General features: G+C 66.9%; 16 protein-coding genes and 2 pseudogenes. 3 read left to right on the forward strand and 15 right to left on the reverse strand.

The genetic code is table 11. The annotated features are described in order from the left end of the window. The 8 genes and pseudogenes from ABZ027_RS09340 to ABZ027_RS09375 form a co-directional block, all read right to left on the reverse strand. Window positions 1–1659: an ABC transporter substrate-binding protein gene (locus ABZ027_RS09340; RefSeq protein WP_356766016.1), complete on the reverse strand. Its 1659-nt coding sequence runs from the start codon at window positions 1657–1659 to the stop codon at window positions 1–3. 151 nt (window positions 1660–1810) lie between these two features. Next, entirely contained in the window at window positions 1811–2815 is a 1005-nt protein-coding gene (locus tag ABZ027_RS09345; protein WP_356766018.1) for a carbohydrate ABC transporter permease, read from the reverse strand. Further along, the gene (locus ABZ027_RS09350) at window positions 2812–3780 is read right to left on the reverse strand and encodes an ABC transporter permease subunit (protein ID WP_356766020.1); all 969 of its coding nucleotides are present in this window, start codon (window positions 3778–3780) and stop codon (window positions 2812–2814) included. The genes ABZ027_RS09345 and ABZ027_RS09350 overlap by 4 nt, the downstream gene beginning before the upstream one ends. Before the next feature lie 194 nt (window positions 3781–3974). Then, window positions 3975–4121, reverse strand: a complete 147-nt coding sequence (locus tag ABZ027_RS09355; protein WP_356766022.1) for a hypothetical protein — start codon at window positions 4119–4121, stop codon at window positions 3975–3977. Between the two features lie 364 nt (window positions 4122–4485). Beyond that, window positions 4486–4608: pseudogene (gene ubiA / locus ABZ027_RS09360) on the reverse strand (4-hydroxybenzoate octaprenyltransferase); the annotation flags it as partial. Further along, window positions 4607–4936: pseudogene (locus ABZ027_RS09365) on the reverse strand (flavoprotein); the annotation flags it as partial. The pseudogenes ABZ027_RS09365 and ubiA, both read right to left, overlap by 2 nt. A gap of 230 nt (window positions 4937–5166) precedes the next feature. Continuing rightward, complete coding sequence (locus ABZ027_RS09370) at window positions 5167–5442, reverse strand: hypothetical protein (protein WP_356766024.1); 276 nt, start codon at window positions 5440–5442, stop codon at window positions 5167–5169. Next, window positions 5439–5699 carry a hypothetical protein gene (locus ABZ027_RS09375; protein WP_356766026.1) on the reverse strand — a complete coding sequence of 87 codons (261 nt, stop codon included), beginning with the start codon at window positions 5697–5699 and terminating at the stop codon, window positions 5439–5441. Before ABZ027_RS09375 ends, ABZ027_RS09370 begins: the two co-directional genes overlap by 4 nt. Window positions 5700–5906: 207 nt before the next feature. Here ABZ027_RS09375 and ABZ027_RS09380 point away from each other — a divergent pair, with 207 nt between their 5' ends. Next, window positions 5907–6176, forward strand: coding sequence for a GntR family transcriptional regulator (locus tag ABZ027_RS09380; RefSeq protein ID WP_356766028.1), 270 nt, complete (start codon window positions 5907–5909; stop codon window positions 6174–6176). Window positions 6177–6237: 61 nt separating this feature from the next. Here ABZ027_RS09380 and ABZ027_RS09385 read toward each other — a convergent pair whose 3' ends face one another. The 5 genes from ABZ027_RS09385 to ABZ027_RS09405 all read right to left on the reverse strand — a co-directional run bounded on the left by ABZ027_RS09385 (window position 6238) and on the right by ABZ027_RS09405 (window position 15865). Beyond that, the gene (locus ABZ027_RS09385) at window positions 6238–11121 is read right to left on the reverse strand and encodes a type ISP restriction/modification enzyme (protein WP_356766030.1); all 4884 of its coding nucleotides are present in this window, start codon (window positions 11119–11121) and stop codon (window positions 6238–6240) included. 67 nt (window positions 11122–11188) lie between these two features. After that, complete coding sequence (locus ABZ027_RS09390) at window positions 11189–11905, reverse strand: HNH endonuclease (RefSeq protein ID WP_356766032.1); 717 nt, start codon at window positions 11903–11905, stop codon at window positions 11189–11191. A 65-nt stretch (window positions 11906–11970) separates the two neighbouring features. After that, window positions 11971–13431, reverse strand: a complete 1461-nt coding sequence (locus ABZ027_RS09395; RefSeq protein WP_356766034.1) for an AAA family ATPase — start codon at window positions 13429–13431, stop codon at window positions 11971–11973. A gap of 77 nt (window positions 13432–13508) precedes the next feature. Further along, window positions 13509–14411: a menaquinone biosynthesis prenyltransferase MqnP gene (gene mqnP / locus ABZ027_RS09400; protein WP_356766036.1), complete on the reverse strand. Its 903-nt coding sequence runs from the start codon at window positions 14409–14411 to the stop codon at window positions 13509–13511. Next, complete coding sequence (locus tag ABZ027_RS09405) at window positions 14408–15865, reverse strand: menaquinone biosynthesis decarboxylase (protein ID WP_356766038.1); 1458 nt, start codon at window positions 15863–15865, stop codon at window positions 14408–14410. The genes mqnP and ABZ027_RS09405 overlap by 4 nt, the downstream gene beginning before the upstream one ends. 87 nt (window positions 15866–15952) lie before the next feature. Here ABZ027_RS09405 and ABZ027_RS09410 point away from each other — a divergent pair, with 87 nt between their 5' ends. Beyond that, window positions 15953–16327, forward strand: a complete 375-nt coding sequence (locus ABZ027_RS09410; RefSeq protein WP_356766040.1) for a PLD nuclease N-terminal domain-containing protein — start codon at window positions 15953–15955, stop codon at window positions 16325–16327. 21 nt (window positions 16328–16348) lie between these two features. Here the strand turns inward: ABZ027_RS09410 and ABZ027_RS09415 are convergent, their stop codons facing one another. Together ABZ027_RS09415 and ABZ027_RS09420 are read right to left on the reverse strand one after the other, a co-directional pair. Further along, entirely contained in the window at window positions 16349–16468 is a 120-nt protein-coding gene (locus ABZ027_RS09415) for a DUF397 domain-containing protein (RefSeq protein WP_356766150.1), read from the reverse strand. Beyond that, window positions 16425–17375 carry a helix-turn-helix transcriptional regulator gene (locus ABZ027_RS09420; RefSeq protein ID WP_356766042.1) on the reverse strand — a complete coding sequence of 317 codons (951 nt, stop codon included), beginning with the start codon at window positions 17373–17375 and terminating at the stop codon, window positions 16425–16427. Before ABZ027_RS09420 ends, ABZ027_RS09415 begins: the two co-directional genes overlap by 44 nt. A gap of 110 nt (window positions 17376–17485) precedes the next feature. Here ABZ027_RS09420 and ABZ027_RS09425 point away from each other — a divergent pair, with 110 nt between their 5' ends. Next, entirely contained in the window at window positions 17486–18151 is a 666-nt protein-coding gene (locus tag ABZ027_RS09425) for a hypothetical protein (protein ID WP_356766043.1), read from the forward strand. Window positions 18152–18165 lie beyond the last annotated feature (14 nt).

Genomic DNA, 18165 nt, shown 5'->3' on the forward strand with positions numbered 1-18165 from the left:
TCAGTGCGTCTTGTCGTATGCCTGCTGGTAGATCTGCAGGAAGCGCTTCAGCCCGAGCTGGTCGAGGTTCTTGAGGTACGAGTCCCAGTCCGAGTCGAGGGACTTCTTCCCGGTGATGAACTGCACGGCACTCTGCTGTACGAAGGTGCCGATGTTCGTCTGGAGGGTGGCGAGTTCACTCGCCTGCGTCGGATCAATCCAGGCCTCCCCGTAGGGGAACGTCTCGGCCTTGTCCGCGTGGGTCTCGTAAAGCTTGGTGGCTTCGAAGAGCCGCCGCTCGTATCCGTCGGGCGACTTGGTGTCCTTGGCCACCGCCTGCGTGTTGCGGAACTGCGCGGTGTTGTTGTACTGCGCCAGCGCGTTCCAGTTGCCGTTGGGAGGCGGAGAGTCGACCCGCTTGTACTGCGTCTTCAGGCTCTCGTCGAGTGCGACGTCGCCGGGGCCCGGCTTGACCCAGCCCTTCGGGCCGAACATGCCGTTGAGCTCGCCCTCCTGGCTGAACATGTAGTTCAGCATCTTGATCGCCGCGATCTGCTGGTTCGGTGAGGCCTTGGTGGTGACGACGAAGGTCGCTCCGGGCACCGACGACGAGGCGTACGTCGCGTAGCTCTTGCCCTGCGGGCCGGTCAGCGGAGGCAGCGCGTCGTACTGCCGGTCGCGGCCGTCCTTCTGTCCCTGGGTGACGAAGATGTTGGGGTGCATCACCGTGGCCGAGCCCAGAACCACCCCGCCCGCGTGGTCGCCCAGCTTCAGCAGGGCGTCCGCGTTCTGGGTGAAGACACTGCTGTCGATCAGACCCTCGTCGTAGAGCGACTTGATGTACCGCAGGCCCTCGCGCCAGCCGGGCTTGTCCGCCTGGATGTCGGCCTTGCCGTGGTTCAGCGCCAGGGTGGGGTTAGTGGCGGGGGTGAAGTTGCCGTTCGGCGTGTCGATGAACGCGTTCATCAGGTACGGGATGATCGTGTCGCCGGTGTCCCCGCTCAGCGGGACCTCGTCGGCCTTGCCGTTGCCGTTGGGGTCCTTCGTCTTGAAGGCTTTCAGTACGTCGCGAAACTCGTCCGTGGTGGTCGGCGGCTTCAGCCCCAGCTTCTTCAGCCACGCGCTGTTCGTCCACAGCTTGGACGGATACGAGCAGTGGTAGCAGTCCACCCACTGAGGCATTCCGTAGACCTTGCCGTCGGGTGCGGTGGCCATCCGCTTGTACGCGGGGACTTGGGCGAACGCCTTCTTGATGTCGGGGCCGTACTGGTCGATCAGCTGGTTCAGCGGCTGGATGACACCCTGGCCGGAGAGCTTGAGGAGCTCCGTCTGGCTGAACTGGTCCACCCAGGGGATCAGCAGGTACACGTCGGGCAGGTCACCGCTGGCCAGCGAGATCTGGCGCTTCTCCTTGGCCGCGCCGCCGTCCTGGGTGGTCGTCTGCCAGTTGATGGTGATGTTGAACTTCCGCTTGATCAGCTGGGTGAACTGGTTGGTCTTGAGGTTCTGGTCCGCGGCCTGGGGCGCGAAGACGCTGAGGGTGACCGGCGGGTTCCCGGTGATCGTGGGGAGCGGCTCGGAAGGGTCGGTGTTACCGGACGAACCACCGGTGCAGGCCGACAGGGTGCCGAGCAGCGTCCCGGCGACCGCCGCTCTGGTGAGGAGAGGTGAACGAGGCATGGGGGAGGAACCCTTCTGGTCACGAGCGGATGACAAGCGGGGGGGTGAGGCGAGCGGGGGAGGGCGGGGCAGGCCTCGAGGTGTGAGGCGAGTGCGGGGAAGGAGGGATTGCGGGGAGGTGTGAGGCGAGCGCGGGGGAGGCTCGGACCGCTCAGCCCTTGATCGCGCCGATCATGATGCCTTTGGTGAAGTACCGGGCGACGAAGGGGTAGATGAGCAGGACGGGCACGCTCGCGATGACGATCAGGGAGTACTTGAGCAGGTCGGCGAGTTGCTGGCGTTCCAGCATCTGGGAGGCGTCCGTCATGCCGCCGGAGGTGGTGTTGAGGATGAGGATGTTCCGCAGCACCAGCTGGATCGGGTAGAGGTCGGCGTCCTTCAGGTAGAGCAGGGCGTCGAAGTAGGAGTTCCACTGGGTGATGGCGTACATCAGCGCCACCACGGCGATCATCGGTTTGGCCAGGGGCAGGGCGACCTTCCACAGGAAGCGCAGATCCCCGCATCCGTCGAGTTGGGCGGCCTCGTACAACTCGTCGGGGATCATGGTGCGGAAGTAGGTGCTGGCGATGACGACCTGCCAGACGCCGATGGCCTGCGGGACGATCAGCGCCCAGGGGGTGTTGATCATTCCGAGTGCCTGGACCACCAGATAGGTGGGTATCAGGCCGCCGGAGAACAGCATGGTGAAGACCACCACCCCCATGACCGGACCACGGCCGAACAGGGTCTTGCGGGACAGGGGGTAGGACAGGGCGATCGTGAGGACGACGCTGACGAACGTGCCGGCCCCCGTGTAGAAGAGCGAGTTGAGGAACCCGGTGACGATCTGCGGGTCGCTCAGGGCGACTTCGTAGCCGCGCAGGGAGAAGTCGACCGGCCAGAAGAGCACCCGGCCGGACGAGACGGCTATCGGGTCGCTGAGGGAACTGGCGACGATGTTCAGCAGCGGAAGCAGAACGACGGCCAGAAACGTGCACAGCAGCAGGTAGGTGCAGAACAGGAACATCCGGTCGGTACGGGTCTCCTGGATGTGCCGGCCGCCCGAGCGTCGGAGCGGGAGCGGACGCGTGGAGCGTCGGCGCCGGTGGGTGTCGGCCGAGCCCGGGCGGTCATCGCTCTCCGGACCGGCAACCGCTGTGATCTGTGACCGGCTCATGACCATACCCCGCTCCCGGTGAGTCGTTTGGCGACGAAGTTCACGCAGACCAGCAGGGCCAGATTGACCACCGAGTTCAGCAGCCCGATGGCGGTCGCCTGGCTGAAGTCGGCGTTGAGCAGGCCGGTCTTGTAGACGTAGGTGGCGATGATCTCCGAGGCGCTGAGGTTCATCGGGTTCTGCAGCAGGTAGGCCTTCTCGAAGCCGATGGTCATGATGTTGCCGACGGCGAGGACAAGGATGATCACCGCGGTCGGCATGATGCTCGGCAGGTCGACGTGCCAGATCTTCTGCAGCCGGGTGGCGCCGTCGACGCGCGCCGCCTCGTACAACGACGGATCGACACCCGAGAGGGTGGCCAGGTAGATCACCGCCGAGTACCCCGCGGTCTGCCAGACGTCCGACCAGACGTAGATGTGCCGGAAGTAGTCCGCGTCCGCCAGCAGGTCCGTCCTGCCGACGCCGAGGAAGCCGGTGACATGGCTGATCAGGCCTGTTTGGGGAGACAGGATCATGATCGTCATCGAGACGACGACAACGGTGGAGATGAAGTACGGCGCGTACGTCACCATCTGGACGGTCCGCTTGAAGATCCCCTGACGGATCTCGTTCAGCGCCAGCGCCAGGACGACCGGCACCGGGAAGCACGCGATCACCGCGTAGAACGACAGCAGGAAGGTGTTCTTCACCAACTGCCAAAAGACCGGATTACTGAAGATCTGCTGGAAGTTGCGCAGGCCCACCCAGTCGCTTCCCCAGACGCCCCTGATGATGTTGTAGTCCTTGAAGGCGATGACCGCGTTGGTCATGGGGACGTACTTGAAGATCGCCAGGTGTACCAGCGGCACCATCAGCAGCAGGTAGAGCGTCCAGTGCCGGGTGACACTGCGCCGGGCCCGGCGCCGCATGCTCACCTTCGGCACGTGGAGCGTCGTCGGCACGCCGAGCGTGGTCGAACTGCCCATTGCTGCGTCTCCTTGTCGGGCCGTGCGGGGAGGGGAACGGACAGTGGGCTCGCGGACAGCGGGCTCGCGAGGCAGGCGATGGCCGGGGCACCTCGTCGGCAGCGGCCGACGTCCCATGGCTGTGGCGGGCGCGCGGGCCGGACGTGCGGCCTCGGTCGGCGGCGCGCTCAGGCGGGCGCCCGCTGCACGACGTGTCAGCCGTGCCGGGGAATGAAACGGTCGCCGCGGATCCCGGCGAGTAAGAGGTGGGAGGCGGGCGCGGCGACGGCGCGGGTGTTGACGGTGGCCGCGCTGCCGGAACGGCTCTGGCGGGGCCGGTGGTTGCTGATCGGTTCAGTCATGGTGCGTGGCCATCCCGGCCTGCGGGCCGTGGTGTCGGTTCGGAGTCACGGCAGCCACCCGCCGTCACGCCTCGATGGCTGGCCCTGCGGAACAGTAGGTTCCGGACATGGGATGGATTTAAGAGCCGACGGGACACCACTGTCCATACCTGCGGCAGAAATTTATATATGCGACCGCTCCACCTGCGGTTATTCAATCCACTGAGCGTGACAGCCGTAGGCGTCCCTCCCCTACCATCACGGTCATGGGATGTATTGCCTCAATGTCACGTCGTCAGGTGACCGGCCGCCATGGGCTTGGAGCCCGCGCTGTCGGGGCTGCCGACGGCGGGCCGACCGACGGCGGACCGACCGCCGCCGCCGCTCACACCGTCAGACCACGCACCAGCAGATCCAGCAGCGCGCACCCGAACAGGGCGATGCCGATGAAGCCGTTGACGCTGAAGAAGGCCCTGTTCAGCCGGGACAGGTCATGCGGGCGCACGATTCAACGGGGTCTCCCGCACGGCCACGACGAGCCTCAGCGCTTTGAGCGTGACGCTCGCGGCCCGCGGCAGCAGATCCTTCGACAGCACGAGCGCGCCCCCGGCCACACAGGCTGTGGAGGCGGTCACGATGAGCATCCCTGCACGGGGTCCACCCCGAGGACAGTCCGGCCGCCAGGCCCCCCTCGCTCCAGCACCGCACGCCCTCGACGTCCACCTCGAAGGTGCCCGGCTTTCCGTCGCCCCCTTGCCCAGCCATGCCCGCAGGTCGTCCCACCAGTGCGCGTCCCGGAACGAGATCCCGTCTCGTCCAGCAGTCGCACACGGCATCCGGGATGCTCCGGACACCCTCACGATCCAAGGCACACGCTGCGCTTGTCGTGCCTTCACACCTTGAGCGTACCGATGGGACGCGGTGTACTCAGGCCGGGTAAAGCGCCTCAGATCTACGGGGAGGCGTCCGACGAGCTCGCCGAGGGGCGAGTACACCGTCAGCTGGGGGCTTAGGCAAAGGTGGGCCGCACACTGTGGACGCGTGCGGCCGTAGCGAGATCACTTCTTCAGGGCTTCACCCGCAAGGCGATACGCAGGGTCTCGGCCAGCGTGCGCGTCAGCTCGACCACGAGGTAACGCAGCTCCTCGGGGCCCGCCTCGTCCGCTAGTTGCCAAGCGTGCCCCAGCAGAACACCTGCCATCTCCAACTGGACGCTCTCCAACGCGTCGGCGCGGCGCGAGACCGGCCCGGGTCGTTCGGGGTCTGCGATGACATAGGCCCGCCTACCGTCGAGGCCGGACCAGGGCAGTGGCCGAGCCGCTTCGAATCCGTCCGCGCTCATGCGACCTCCATCCCGTGGATCACGTAGGGACCGGGCCCGTCGAACCCGAGTTCCGCCAGCAGCAACTCGTGCCGCCGAGCAGCTTGTTCGGCGGCTACGCCGTAGGGGCGGACGAGGAGGGAGGCGCCGCTTTCCAGGGGTGGCGTTTCGGGGCGGCGCCGGGGACGCGGTGGCACATCCACGCGGGTGAGGAACCGCGCGCACGGGACGTCCAGGGCAGGCCGGGGTGGGTGCAGAAGGGAGAGCAGGACTCCCACTGCGGCGAGGTTAAAGGTCAACCAAGGAAGGAGGGGAGGGATAAGGTCGGACATGCGTCAGCTCCTTAGCAGCTGGTGCCGTGCCCCGGGGCGAGTGCCATCGCCGCCGGGGTCTCTTACGCCCCACCGTAGCGGAAGAAACCTATAGGAACCTAGGGGAACTATAGATCGATAAGCTAGGTATGCTAGGCCCACTATGGAACGGTGATGGAGTTCCAACCCGACATTCCCCGTTGGCGGCAGGTGGCCGCCATCATCCGCAGCCGGATCGAAGACGGTACTTACCCCCCTGGCGGACGTGTCCCATCGGTGCAGCAACTCGTGGGTGAGTTCGGCATCGCCACCGCCACGGCTGGGAAAGTCAACGTAGGCCTGAAGAAGGAAGGGCTCGTCTACACCGAGGTGGGCATGGGTTCATTCGTCTCCGGCAATGCCCGCGAGATCCTGCGAAAGGCGCGCACCGAGGCCGCCGACTGAAACACGAGGCCCCCGCGCCTGAGGGGGAACCTCTGGCGCCGGGGCCTCGTTGCCGGACAGCTCAGCCTTCGATGAGCTCCAAGGGCGGCAGACCGTCTACGATCCGCATGCTCTCCAGACTGACGGTGACGATGCGCTTGAGCAGGTCGACGATGTAACGCGGGTCGGCGGACCAGTCGTTAGGGTCGTTGGTGATCTCGGACGGCTTGTCCTTCTTTACCTGGTAGCGGTCGATGATCCACTCGATCGCCGAACGGGCCCCGAGCTGGTATCGGTATGCCTCTTCCGGGATGTTCGTGAGTGTGAGACGGCCGTTGTAAATGATCCGCGTACGGTCCGTCTCCTTGCCCACCTTGCCGAACTTCATCTTGGTCACGCGGAACAGCTCGCTCGCCGGAACACCGCTCACGTTGCCCTTGAACTCCTCGGCCACTCCCGGATGCGGAGGCACGTTCTCGTAGCCGATGTGCAGTTCCGCCAGCTCCCGCCCTGCGGCGGCGAATCCGAGGAAGTCTTGCACCATGGGGATACGTGGGAGGGCCTTCTTGAGGTCTGACGCGTAGCGGTCGCGGTACTGCCAGGAGTGCAGGAGCGCGTAGGTGTAGTAGAAGATGTCGTCCTTGGACACGCCGGAGCCATAGGCGTCCTGATAGCCCTTCAGCGCTGCGTCGGTGATGTTGTCGACCCGCTGGATGCCGACCTCACCATCACCGAAGGGAAGGCCGTCGTCCGCTTTGAGATCCCGGTAGGTGTAGCGGGGGAAGAAATAACCGCCCTTGCCGAACACATCCAGGTTCGGAACGTGACCGACCGCGAGGACCGCTGGGACGGCGGTCGCGTTGACACCGTTGCTGTAGAAGCCAAAGTTTTCTCCCTCTTCCCCCGGAAACATCCGAGGCAGCTGATACGTCATGTCGTTCAGCTTGGAGTCGAAGTACAGCCACTGCTTGGTGAAGGGCCGGTACGACGACGTCACCACCCGCTCAACGGCGTACTGATAGGTCTCCCCCTTCGCCAGACGAGTCTTGTCCCCGCGGTTCCAGCTGATCCGCGTCGCGTCCATGTCGATCCACGCCTCTGCGTCCTTCGCGTTCGGCGCGAGCAGGCCCCTGTCCTGGCAGTGCTTCTTGAAGCCCAGCACCTGCCGATTGTAGAAGCCGATCATCGACTCCATGTTCGTGCGGACCTTCTCGGCGGAGAAGTTGTACACCCACGCGTCGCGGGCGGAATTGAGGCCGCTGGAGTACTCCCGGAACACGGCTTGTTCCCGGCCGACCTTGTCCTTGTCCCCAATGGCCCGGAACGCTGCATAGCTCTCGTCCCGCTGGTTGATCCAGTCGCCGTTGGTGTCAGGAGTAATGGTCCGCCACGGCACCGTGCGCAGATCCTGGGACGCCAGCAGGTCGAGCTTTTCCTCCCGCGTCTTATAGTCCTCGACCTCGTAGTAGTGCACGACCGGCACCTGGCCGGCCTCCCGTTCCCGGGCCGCCGCGCCGCCCTTGACCAGCACAAGAATCGCGACGGTGTTGCGGCTACCTGAGCCGAAGACCTTTCCGCCTTCGCGGCGTGCCTGCTCCCCGGCAGTGCGCTGATTGCCCCGCAGGTTGTAGCAGTACACCGCGTCGAACTCATCGACCAGACACTTGCGCAGCCCGTCCGCGGACGTGCCGTCGATGTAGCCGCCGTTGGACACGTACGCGATTACGCCCTCGTCGCCGAGGCGGTCGGCGGCCCAGCGGATGGCTCGGATGTAAGAGTCGTACAGCTTGTTCTTGTTGCCGACCGCTGAGCGAGCCACGTACGTCTGAGCGATGCGGCGGTCGAGCGCCTCGTACTTCACGTTCTGGTTGTTGTCGTTGACGCTGTCCTGGCCGACGGAGTACGGCGGGTTACCCAGGAGGACCTTGATGGGCAGGTCCAGCTGCTTGCGCGCACGGGCGCTGTTGGCACGCAGGACGTCCATGCCGTCGAGCTGGCCGTCGCCCGACTCCGCAAGCTGGAAGGTGTCCGTCAGGACGATCCCGTCGAAGGGACGGTAGCCGTCCTCCGCGGAGAGGCCCGCGAGGTCGTGGTATGCGGCCTCGATGTTGACGGCCGCGAGGTAGTACGCGAGCAGCACGATCTCATTGGCGTGCAGTTCCGTCGCGTACTTGCGGTCCAGATCCTCCGGGCGGATGAGGCCCGACTGGAGCAGGCGCACGGGGAAGGTGCCGGTGCCGGTGAACGGGTCGATGACGTGGATGCCCGGTGCCGACAGGGAGGTGCCGAAGTGCGCGGCGAGAGCCTGGTCGGCGGCGCGGAGGATGAAGTCGACGACCTCGACGGGCGTGTAGACGATGCCGAGCTGGTCGGAGGTCTTGGGCAGGGCGGTGCGGAAGAACTTGTCGTACAGCTCGACGATGACCTTTTGACGGCCGTGGGCGTCAAGTCCTTCCGCGCGCTCGCGTACGGAGTCGTAGAAGCCCTGGAGGTCCTTGGATTCCGCCTCCAGGCCCTGACCCTCCAGCTCTTCGAGCATCTTCTGCATGGCCACGGAGACCGGGTTGCGGTCGAGGAAGCCGTAGTCCTTGAAGAGGGCGTCGAAGACCGGCTTCGTGACGATGTGCTGGGCAAGCATGTCGATGGCGTCGGACTCGGTGACGCCAGGATTTATCGTGCGGCGCAGCTCGGCGAGGAACTCCTCGAACGCGGTGCGCCGGCCGGGATCGCCCAGTGCCGTGGTGATCGCAGTTACATGGCGGTCGGCGATGCCGGCGATGTCGCGGGCCCAGTCCTCCCAGTAGCGGCGCTGGCCCACACGCCTGACCAGACGCGCGAAGATCGCGTCCCGCCAGTCGTCGACGGCAAACATCAACTGGGTCGCCCGCTGCGCGGCACGTGCCTCGGACTCGTTGCGGTCCTCGCCCTCGTCACCCGGCTCGAAATCGGCCGCACCGATGTGCGCGAAGGCCAGCTTGTCCGGGCGGGCCTCGTTCACGCGGATCTGGTTGACCATCGCGTTGAAGCGGTCGTCGTGGGCACGCAGAGCGTTGAGGACCTGCCAGACCGTCTTGAAACGCTTGTTGTCGGCGAGGGCCTGTTCGGGCGTGCTGCCTGCTGGGACGGCGACCGGAAGGATTATGTAGCCGTACTTCTTGCCGGGGGCCGTGCGCATGACGCGACCCACCGACTGCACGACGTCCACCTGGGAGTTGCGAGGGTTGAGGAAGAGCACCGCGTCCAGGCTGGGGACGTCGACGCCCTCGGTGAGGCAGCGGGCGTTGGACAGGATGCGGGCTCGCCCTTGGCCGGGGTCCTGCCTGAGCCAGTCCAGGAGCCGGTTGCGCTCAAGGGTGTTCATGGTGCCGTCGACGTGCCCGACATCGCAGTGCAGCATGTCCTCGTCGGCGCCCTCGTACGCGTCGACGATGGCGGAGAAGTGCTCGGTGACTGCCTTGGAGTCTGCGATGGACCGGGCGAAGGCGACGGCACGCTGCATCGGCGCCTCGTCCGCTCCGAACTCCGTACCGTCGGCGAAGGAGCCGGTGCGCTTGGCGAGGGCGTTCCAGCAGCCGATGATCTTCGCCGCGTCGTCGATGGACAGTTCGTGGTCGCTGGTTGCGAGGGACTGCTGGAGCGCCGCCGCGGCAGCGCTCTCCTCGACGGTGAGCACGAGGACCTTGTAGTCGGTAAGCAGCCCGCGCTCCACGGCACGGCCGAAACCGAGGCGGTGCAACTCGGGTCCGAAGAGGCTCTCGTTGTCCATCGAGGCGAGCGTGACAGTGCCGAGGTCGGCGTCGGCCTTTGCCTCCTCGCCGTACACGCGGGGCGTCGCCGTCATGTAGAGGCGGCGGTCGGCGCCCAGGAAGGTGTCGTCGTGTACGCGCAAGAACGCAGACTCGTCCCGGTCCGCCACGGTTGCCCCAGTGGTGCGATGGGCCTCGTCGCACAGCACCAGGTCGAACCGGTCCAGCCCGAGCTTCTGCGCCTCGGACACGGCACCGATGGACTGATACGTGGAGAACACGACCGTCAGACCGTCTTTGCCGCCTGCCTTCTCGAGTTGAGCGATCAGGCGGGCGGGATTGGTGGTGGCCGGGAGGGACAGGTCATGGACGGCCATGTCCCGGTCGTCATCGTCGCCTTGCCTCTGCGGGCCACCCACCGCCTTCCCGACCTTCGAGTCCGAGCAGACGGCAAACGGATGGAGCGGCACCTCGGCCTGTGCGGTCCATTCACGCAGGGACTGCGACAGCAGCGCGATCGACGGGACGAGGAAGAGGACCGTTGTGCGCTCGCCCTGCCCGGCGCCACGGCGTTCCTCATGCAGCCGCTCGGCGATCTTCAGGCTGGTGAAGGTCTTGCCCGTGCCACAGGCCATGATCAGCTTGCCGCGGTCGTGGCCGGAGGAGAACCCTTGGAAGACGGCATCCACCGCTTCCTGTTGATGCGGGCGGAGCTGCTTACGGGGGCTTAGAGCAAGCTGTACACCTTTCGTGCCCGACGGGGGGAGGTGCCACTCTATGGGGCTGGCTTCGATGTCAGGGAGGCCAATGCGCTGGACCGGGATCTGCTGGTCGTCGAGCATCTCCTCGGCGTTACGGCTCCAGTGGTCCGCCGTGGCGATGATCAGGCGTCGAGTGAAGACCCCCTTCCCGGAGGCCGCGAAGAAGGAGTCGATGTCCCGCTTCTCCACGCGGTGGTCCGGCTCGTGGAACTTGCACTGAATCGCGCAGTAGCCGCCGGTGGCGCGATCCTGGGCGACCAGGTCGACCCCCAGATCCCGCCGGTCATCGGCTGCGCCCGGCCAATCCGCGTACATCCACACCTGGGAGAACTGGTCGGTCCACTGCGGGTCCTTGCGCAGATACTCGACCATCAGCTGCTCGAAGCGGGTTCCGCGGTCGCGGTTATTGTCCTCACGGGTTCGGATTGCTTCGAACACCTCGTACACGGACGTTGACACTGTGCCCCGTTTCCTTGTCCCACACCGGTGTGCCGGTGCACCCCAACGACAGACGTACCACGCAACGCTAAGGCATTGCCCCGTCCGCTTCGGCGTCGGCGGGAGGAACGGAGCCGAAGCCCGCACGGACTTCCGGGTCGGTCAGGAAGGTGAGCAGCTCCTCCTCCCCCACGAAGAGCGCGGCGGCCGCGGGGTGTGCCGCCTGGTGGAACATCGACGCCAGCACATCCGCCAAGGGCTGGTTCCAGGCCAGCCGGACAATCTCCTCGGCCCTGCGCCCGTCGCGGCTCCGCCATGCACGATGCCACTGGCCGAGGAACAGGACCGCTCGCGTGTAGGCATCCCTGCGGCCCTTGACCAGAAGGGGCCGGTTCAGGCCCAGGACCTCGATACTGGCGGCTCCTCTGGCGCTCAGTTCGCTGTACGAACCTGCCGCCAGGTTCAGATGCAAATGGTGCAAGGGCTCATCACCGGTCGGGTCAAGCAGAAGAGGGCTGCCGTCGTGTTCGTCACGAGGAAACTCACCTCGTTTGAAGTGGCTGTTGCAGATCGTGCAGGCGAGGAGGTGGTTGGCCCAGTCGAAGGCACGCAGCGGGTTGACCGCCAGCGGTTCGAAGTGGTCGATGGCGCAGCCCTGGTTGTCACCGCAGTACATGCACCTCTCGTGGCCCGGAGCCATCCGCCCAAGGGTCTGCTTCAACTGCGGGTGCACCCTGGTGCGCACGGTGGTGTTGCGGCTCCACAAGGCGTCGGCCACCGTCCTGGGATCGGTCGCGGCCTCCACTCGGGCGCCGTACCGCTCCAGATACTCCTCTGTCCGCCGCGGCAGGGGGATCCGCACCAGTCTGATCACTCGCCGCGTCCCCCGTTCGTCGGGCGTGCCCCTTCCTCAGCCAGCAACGACAGGCGAGCGGACATCTCATCGAGCCGAGCGGACGGCGAGCTGGTCAGGAGCCCCTTCAGACGGGCATAACGTGCCAGCGCCGCCTGGTCGGCCGTGCCACGCAGAACGGCTCCTTCCAGCGCCACCAGCTCTGCGCGCAGTTCCTCCGCCCTCTCCGAGTAGGCACTGTCCAGCCCGAACAACTCGGACAGAGCGGCGTCGTCCCCGCTGCCGTACACCACGCGTTCGTACAGATCCTCGTCCACCACTTGCGGCCCCACCCGCTCACCGGGGCCGGGCAGTCGGATGAGACCACCAGGATCCGCGGACTGGCAGATGTACGGGCTGTGCGTCGTTACCAGAAACTGGATGCGGGGAAAGTGCGCGGTCAGCCAAGGGCCGATGCGACGCTGCCAGGACACATGCAGATGGGTGTCGACCTCGTCGATCAGCACGACGCCCGGAACCGGCAGCACGACGCGGCCGTCCCGAAACGCGGCCAGGGTGACACCCGCTTCGCGTGCGGCGGCGTAGGTCTCGTAGATCTGTCGGAGCAGGTCCACAACCAGCGCGGTGACCGTCCGCAGTCCGTCGCTCATCTCGCGCAGGGGATAGCGTCGGCCCTCACGTTCGACCCAGAGCCCCTCCGAGTCGACGTCCACCACCTGGCAGTCGTCGGGCAGCAGTCCGTCGCCCAGGATCGCGAGCGCCGTGGACTTCAACTCGCGGGCGGCCTCATCGCCCTCCAAGGCACGCAGGTGCAAGCCGACCAGCCAACTGACGGCATCGGCCAGGGACACATCCTCGTCGAAGAGAGTGTCCAGGCGGGTCAGCGCGAGTGCACGGGGCTTGTTGCGCGGACGGGCCTCGCCTCCTGACAGCCGCCGGAAGGCTCCGTACCCCGCCATCAGCCATCCGGTCGGCTGTGAGTCCCACATGCCCCCAGGGGCGAACGCGTCACCGCCCTGGGTGTCCAGGCCGTTGCTCGCCGAGAGCGCGGGTTCCATCCGGGCAGCACCCGCTCCGCGGCCACCGGGTCGTGCCTCGTGCGGCTGCCGTGGCGTCCGTTGCTCCCAGCGAAGCTCCGACCAGAACGGGCTGTCGGAGGCTTCCGCGAGGAGTGATCCCTCAGGCCAGTTACCCCGAGCGTCCAGCTCCGGATCCGGCACGACCCGTACACACGAGTCACCCCAACGTGCGCCGTCACTGACCCACGCCTCAAAGCCCGGCACCAGTCGTCGCGCGTTGTCCGGTCCCGCGAGCGCCAGGGCGATGGCCCGCAGCAGTGTCGTCTTGCCGGATCCGTTCCGGCCCGCGAGGACGGTCCAGCCGGCATAGGAGCCGTCGGGCCGTGCGAGGTCCAGCACAGCGCGGCGATCGTCGTGGAACGATCTGACGTCCCGCACGAGGATCTGGCTCACATACATCGGGGCGTCTTCCTGGAGGTCGGGGACCCGCTGTCGTCGAGCGCACTCTACGGGGCGGCGGCCCCACGCGCCGGTGCCTACACCGTCAGACCCCGCACCAGCAGATCCAGCAGCGCGCACCCGAACAGGGCGATGCCGATGAAGCCGTTGACGCTGAAGAACGCCCTGTTCAGCCGGGACAGGTCATGCGGGCGCACGATCGAGTGCTCGTAGACGAAGGCGCCCGCCACGATCATCAGGCCCAGCCAGAAGAACGTGCCCGCGTCCGTCGCCACCGCGTACCAGACGAACAACGCCGTGGTGAGCGCGTGGCAGACCCGCGCTCCCCAGATGGCCGCCGGGATGCCGAAGCGGGCCGGGACCGACAGCACGCCGATCTCCCGGTCGGTCTCCACGTCCTGGCAGGCGTAGATCAGGTCGAAGCCGCCGATCCAGATACCGACGGCCAGGCCCAGGATCACCGCGTCCCAGGACCACTCGCCGGTGATGGCGAGCCAGCCGCCGACCGGGCCCATCGCCTGCGCGAGACCGAGGATGGCCTGCGGGAAGTTCGTGAACCGCTTGCCGTACGGGTACACCACCATCGGGATCACCGCGATGGGGGCGAGCGCCAGGCACAGCGGGTTCAGCAGGGCCGCCGAGCCCAGGAAGACCACCAGCGCGATCAGCGCGCCCGTCCAGGCGTGGCGGACCGACATTGCGCCGGTCACGAGTTCGCGGTGTGCCGTACGCGGGTTCCTCGCGTCGATCTCGCGGTCGATGATCCGGTTGACCGCCATGGCGAAGGTGCGCAGGCCCACCATGCAGACGGTGACCAGCAGCAGGCGGCCCCAGTGGATGTTCCTGTCCCACTGGAACATGGCCGTCAGTGCGGCGATGTACGCGAAGGGCAGGGCGAAGACCGAGTGCTCGATCATCACCAAGCGCAGGAACGCCTTGGTGCGTCCTGGTTGCGGAAGTGCGGCTGACGCGCTGCTCACAGGCCGTACTCCTTCCAGCGGCGGTCGACCTTCGCCGCCGTATCCGGGTCCGACTCCACCATGTCGGGCCAGCCGCCGTCGCGGGTGTAGCCCTCCTCGGGCCATTTCCTGGTCGCGTCGATGCCCGCCTTGCCGCCCCAGAACTGCTGGTAGGAGGCGTGGTCGAGATGGTCGACGGGGCCCTCGACCAGGGACAGGTCACGGGCGTAGTCGGTGTTGCCGAGCGCCCGCCACGCGACTTCGTGCAGGTCGTGGACGTCACAGTCCGCGTCGACGACCACGATCAGTTTGGTCAGGGACATCATGTGGGCGCCCCAGACGGCGTGCATCACCTTCTGGGCGTGCTTCGGGTACTTCTTGTCGATCGAGACGATCGCGCAGTTGTGGAAGCCGCCCGCCTCGGGCAGGTGGTAGTCCACGATGTCCGGGATGATGATCTTGAGGAGCGGCAGGAAGAACCGTTCCGTGGCGCGGCCGAGCGGTCCGTCCTCCGTCGGCGGGCGGCCCACGACGATGGACTGGAGCAGCGGCCGCTTCCGCATCGTCACGCAGTCGATCTTCAGCGCAGGGAAGGGTTCCTGCGGGGTGTAGAAGCCGGTGTGGTCGCCGAAGGGGCCCTCGGGCAGCATCTCTCCGGGCTCCAGCCAGCCCTCGATCACGACTTCCGCCTGCGCGGGCACCTGGAGCGGGACGGTCTTGCAGTCGACCATCTCGATCCGCTTGCCGGCGAGGAACCCGGCGAAGAGGTACTCGTCGATGTCCCCGGGGAGCGGGGCGGTGGAGGCGTACGTCACGGCAGGCGGGCACCCGAAGGCGATCGCGACCGGCAGGCGTTCGCCCCGCCTCGCCGCCACCTGGTAGTGGTTGCGGCTGTCCTTGTGGATCTGCCAGTGCATGCCGATGGTGCGCTTGTCATGCCGCTGGAGGCGGTAGAGCCCGAGGTTGCGGATCCCGCTCTCCGGGTCCTTGGTGTGGGTGAGCCCCAGGTTGAAGAAGGAGCCGCCGTCCTTCGGCCAGGTGAACAGGGCGGGCAGCCGGTCGAGGTCCACGTCGTCGCCCTGGAGCACGACCTCCTGCACCGGCGCGTCCCCGGCCTTCACCTTCTTCGGCGGTACGTGCGTCATCGCGCCGAGCTTCCCGAAGGCCTCCCGCACACCGATGAACCCCTGCGGCAGCTCGGGCCGCAGCAACCCGCCGATCTTCTCCGAGATCTCGCCGTACGACTTCAGGCCGAGCGCCTTCAGCAGCCGTCGGTCGGTCCCGAAGACGTTCATCGCGAGGGGCATGTCGGAGCCCTTCACGTTCTCGAAGAGCAGCGCGGGGCCGCCGGACTTCTGCACCCGGTCGACAATCTCCCCGACCTCCAGGTACGGGTCCACCTCGGCCTTGATCCGCTTGAGGTCGCCCTCGCGTTCCAGGGCCCTGAGCAGGGAACGAAGATCGTCGTAAGCCATGCGGTCAAGTATCCCCGAGCGACTAGGCTGGCCCGGTACCTGGGGTCCTTGCCGGCGGCCCCGACGACCGTTCAACCGAGAGGCCCCATGCTCCGGGTACTGATGTTCCTCGTGCCACTGGCGCTGAGCGTGTACGCGTTCATCGACTGCATCAGCACGAAGGACGAGGACGTCCGCCACATGCCCAAGCCGCTGTGGGCGATCCTCGTGCTGGTGTTCCCGCTGGCCGGTTCGATCTCCTGGCTGATCGCGGGCAGGAAGCGGCACCCGGGCGGCACGGGCGGTCTCACGGGCTCCGCCGGATCGCCGTGGAGCCGGGGCGGCGGACGGCAGTGGGTGGCGCCCGACGACAACCCCGAGTTCCTCAAGTCCCTGAGGGACGAGAAGGGCGACCGTGGCGGCAAGGGCGAGGACGGCGACGAGGACCGGAAGAAGCGCGGCGAGGATCCCGGGGACGAGTGAGGGAGCCGCGGCTACTTGGGGTCAGCGCAGACGCGAGATGAACGCGGCCCAGGCGGCGCGGCCGACGACCAGGACAGGGCCGTCAGGGGTCTTGCTGTCACGGACGGGGACGACGGTGGGGAATCCGGGGGCGACTTCGATGCAGTTGCCGCCGTTGGCGTCGCTGTAGCTGCTCCTGATCCAGATCGCCGCGCTGAGCTCGGGCCTGTCCATGATGCTCGTACCTCTCCATCGCGTCGCTGATCAGAGCGGCAGACTCGGGGGCTGACGGAGAGTCGGCCCTGAGCACATCATAGGTCTGGCTATGGCGGGCGTAGACGGCTGGATCGTCGTTGAAATGGCCCCGGTCCAACGATTCGGAGTACACCCACTCATGCCCGTCGGGCAGTTTGATCAACGACATGGAGCCACTGGGGCGGGCCAATCCCAGCCGGTCGGAGGGGGCCACCTGGATATGGACGTTGGGACTCCGGCCAACACTGATCAGGTGCTCGCACTGGTCTTGCATGATGGCCGAGCTGCCCATCACGTTGCGGAGACAACTCTCGTCCAGGACAACGGCGTAGAACGGACCGTCGTCCGCGAGGAAGCGCCTCTGGCGGCTCAGTCGGGCTCGGACGCGTTCCTCCAGATCTTCACCGCTCACGAGGCGCGAGAACAGGGCGCGCGCGTACTCCTCCGTCTGCAACAGGCCGGGAATTACGCGCTCCTGGTACTCCCGTAGAGCAATCGCCACCTCATCCATCTCGGCCCGCCGCCGGAACCAGTCCGGATGCTCCACCTGCGGATACCAGTCGATCCTCCCCCACAGCCGCGCCAACACCCCACCCGTGCCCAGCACTTCGTCGCACTTCTTCGCGAACGTGTCCTGCGGAACTCGCGTGCCGGACTCCACGCGGGCGACGTGCGACCGGTCGCACGGGATCTCCTTGGCCAGCCCCTCCTGCGTGAGCAGGGCCGCCTCGCGGAAATGCTTCAGCACCTCGCCGAACACGGCGGCCGAACTCGTACCGCTCCCCGACCCCGCGTCGGCGTTGCGTCGGCTCACCACTCCCCCTCCGTGACAGTGCCCCACTGGCACACGCCAGGCATTGAACGCCCCGTTCCCGTGAGCGACGCTCGATACACCCAGAGTTACGAAAGGTGTCGGAGTTGCACATGCCTGAGCGGTTGGAACCGGGAACGCTCGTCTATGACCCGTGTACGCGCAGGGTCGGCGAGTACCAGGACAGGGTGGGCCCGTACGTGATGCTGCGCCCCGTCGGCGGTGGCCGGGAGTGGCAGGCGGACCCGGCGCGGATCCGCACGGCGACGCAGGACGAACGGCTGAGTGCAGGGGTGAAGGCGCTCAACGACCGCTTCCGGGAGGGCCTGGCGGCGCCGCGCGAGGTGACTGACGTGTCCCGTCCGCCCGTACCGGTCCCCGGCTGCGGGACCTGCGAGGAGTTGGCGACCCGCCGGGACGAGGCGCGGGCCGCGTTCGAGGGGAGCGCGGAGACGGACGCGAACGTGCTGCTGCGTCAGCACCAGGGCCGGGACCACGGAGGTGCTCAGGCCGCCGGGCGGGAATACGGAGAGGCTCCGACCGCCGGGCGTCGGATCTTCCGGTACGTGCCGTACTCCATCGTGCAGGACGCCTCGGCGCAGCCGGAGTACGATGCGTCCTGCGTGTCGGGCGAGGAGGCGGACTGCGGGGCGAGTTCGGGCCCGCGCCAGGCGCCGGCCGAGGTCGAGGAGTGGCAGCGCCGACACACCCAGGAGACCCGGCACCTGCGCTACCGCCGCAGCTTCGCGGACTACGCGGTGCTGGAGAGGCAGAGGTGACGGAACCCGCCCGT

It is taken from the genome of Streptomyces sp. NPDC006332 (assembly GCF_040612855.1).
In the GTDB taxonomy this organism is placed as follows: domain Bacteria; phylum Actinomycetota; class Actinomycetes; order Streptomycetales; family Streptomycetaceae; genus Streptomyces.